Source organism: Microcystis sp. M49636_WE2, assembly GCF_030065375.1.
GTDB classification, from domain to species: domain Bacteria; phylum Cyanobacteriota; class Cyanobacteriia; order Cyanobacteriales; family Microcystaceae; genus Microcystis; species Microcystis aeruginosa_C.
In genome coordinates, this window is record NZ_JASJFG010001019.1 from 1 (window position 1) to 2694 (window position 2694).

The window sequence follows — 2694 nt, forward strand, 5'->3', positions numbered from 1 at the left end:
ATCGATCGAGTTCTCCAATACGTTGATCCCGGCGATCAATTTCTAGCTGTAGGGTTTTTTGTTGGGTTTCCAACTGTTGAAGTCGCGCTTGTCTGGTTGTTAATAACTTTTGTTGATTAGCTAACTCTTTATCTCTAACTTGAACTGTGGTTTGTAGTTGATTTATCTGACTAGAAAGAATTGATTTTTGTTGGGACAATTGATCCCGTTGACTGATTAACTGTGCCTTTTGATTAGTTAAAATAACTCGTTCATTATTTAAATTAGCCACTTCCTTGCGGAACTTTTCCAACTGTCCCGAAACTAACCGCAAACGTTGACGAGAAGCTTGATAATTTTTGTTAAGAACCTCTAGACGTTTCTGCACGGCTATCTGTTCACTTTTAGCCGTTTTTAACGCTTTTTCCACCTGATTTTTTTGCTCGGTGGTTTTTCTTACCTGTCTTTCCAAATCCTTAATAGCAGCACGACGTTCATTTAACAGGCGATCCAGTTCAAAAACTCCTTGACGCAGGGATTTACTAGAAGCAAACAAGACAATTAAAGTGGAACCGGCGATCAAAATTCCCGTTACAATCGTCATTAAAGTTGCGGTTTGTTTCGGACGCAGATTAAATAAACGCATCCTTTTCTTACCGATACGGCTACCTATGCGATCGCCAATCACCGCTATCAGACCACCTAAAACCACGATGGCCAAAACCAAAATATAAGCGCTAGTCATCCAGAATTTAAGTAAATTGTTGACTGAGAGCGACGGGATTATGGACGGTAATTTTCTTCTTGTAAATTGAGACCATTTCTTGATCCCGCAGCTCTCCCAATAAACGGGTGACAGTGACGCGGGTAGAACCGATCGCTTCTGCGATCGCTTGGTGAGACAATTTTAGATCAACCCGGATACCATCGGTGGTGGGAACCCCAAAATCACGACAGAGAATCAATAAAAAACTGACCAAACGGGAACCCATATCCCGGTGAGCCAAGGTTTCGATCATCATTTCCGTTTGCAAAATCCGCGAGGACAACCCCTGCAGCATCAACATTGATAAATCGGGATTATTGCGGAGGGATCTTTCTACCTGATCGATCGGGGCCGAGAGTAATTCTACCGGAGTAAAAGCCACGGCATGATAAAAACGATCCGATCGCTGGCCGGTGAGTAAGGATAGCACACCAAAGACGCTATTTTCCCGCAGTAGAGCCACGGTAATTTCCTCTCCCGCTTCATAGACTCGCGACAACTTAACGGCTCCTTTCAGCAAAAAATAGACTCTTTCGGCGGGATCTCCAGGGAAAAAGATCGTTTTGCCACGCTCGAACAATTCCACCACCGGGGGGAAATTGCCGCTGCCGATTCGACGGAACACATCTGCTAGGGGTTTGTCTTGTATTAGGGATAAGTCCATCTCACATCCAAAAAAGGGGAAAATTGTTTTTATTATGCAACGAGTGTCACCTCTATTAAACATAACCGCTGCCTAAACTGGGAAAAGTTTTGGGCGCTTTTTGCCAGACAATGGGGGAGGGGTGATCATTGCTGCCCCGTTATCTGTATCCCTATTATACCGAATCTCGCTGGGGTCGGCTATTGGGGAGATTTTTGTAAGAGAAACGAGAACTATGTTAGATTTAACGGGAAAAAACGCCCTAGTGACAGGAATTGCCAATAATCGCTCGATCGCTTGGGGAATTGCCCAACAACTCCATCAAGCTGGTGCAAATATCGGTGTCACCTATCTCCCCGACGAAAAGGGCCGTTTTGAGAAAAAAGTGCGAGAATTGGCCGATGAACTTAATCCCGCTTTTTATGTCCCCTGCGATGTCCAAAATGACCAACAGGTAGAAGATACTTTCGCTACAGTGGCGGAAAAATGGGGTAAACTGGATATTTTGATTCACTGTCTCGCTTTTGCCGATAAAGAGGGTTTAACGGGCGATTTTACCGCCATCCCTCGGGAAGCTTTCACTAAATCCCTAGATATTAGCACTTTTTCCCTAACCCGTCTAGCTCGATCGGCTAAACCTTTGATGACGGAAGGGGGAAGTATTATCACTCTTACCTATCTCGGCGGTGTCAAGGTAATTCCTAACTATAATTTAATGGGGGTGGCAAAAGCCGGTTTAGAAATGAGTGTTCGCTATTTAGCCGCCGAATTAGGTGGCCAAAAGATCCGAGTTAATGGTATTTCCGCCGGTCCAATTCGCACCTTAGCATCTTCGGCCGTGGGAGGAATTCTTGATATGATCCATCATGTGGAAGAAATCGCTCCTTTACATCGCACGGTGACACAAATTGAGGTGGGAAATACGGCCGCTTTTTTAGCCAGTGATCTTGCTAGTGGTATTACCGGACAGATTATTTATGTAGATTCCGGTTACGAAATTATGGGAATGTAGTTTTAAGTAGGTAGGTGTTAAAAATCATCAGCACCCCCCTTATTAAGGGTAGTAGGGTTGATTCATGAATCAACCCTACTATGAATCAACCCTACAATGAATCAACCCTAGGATCAAGGGGGGATCAGCGCCCCCCTTATTAAGGGGGGATCAAGGAGGGATCAGCGCCCCCCTTATTAAGGGGGGATCAAGGGGGGATCAGCGCCCCCCTTATTAAGGGGGGATCAAGGGGGGATCAGCGCCCCCCTTATTAAGGGGGGATCAAGGGGGGATCAGCGCCCCCCTTATTAAGGG

Annotated in this window: 3 protein-coding genes; 1 reads left to right on the forward strand and 2 read right to left on the reverse strand. The window is 45.4% G+C overall.

Annotation, left to right across the window (positions count from 1 at the left end):
- Both PX484_RS23390 and ntcA read right to left on the reverse strand, forming a co-directional pair.
- Positions 1-724 (reverse strand): DUF3084 domain-containing protein (locus tag PX484_RS23390; protein ID WP_288105799.1); only part of this gene is annotated, 724 nt, incomplete at its 3' end.
- Positions 725-731: 7 nt separating this feature from the next.
- On the reverse strand, positions 732-1409 hold the full coding sequence (gene ntcA / locus PX484_RS23395; RefSeq protein ID WP_002793163.1) for a global nitrogen regulator NtcA: 678 nt from the start codon (positions 1407-1409) through the stop codon (positions 732-734).
- A 214-nt stretch (positions 1410-1623) separates the two neighbouring features.
- Here ntcA and fabI point away from each other — a divergent pair, with 214 nt between their 5' ends.
- Entirely contained in the window at positions 1624-2400 is a 777-nt protein-coding gene (fabI, locus tag PX484_RS23400; RefSeq protein ID WP_002760333.1) for an enoyl-ACP reductase FabI, read from the forward strand.
- The last annotated feature ends 294 nt before the right edge of the window (positions 2401-2694 follow it).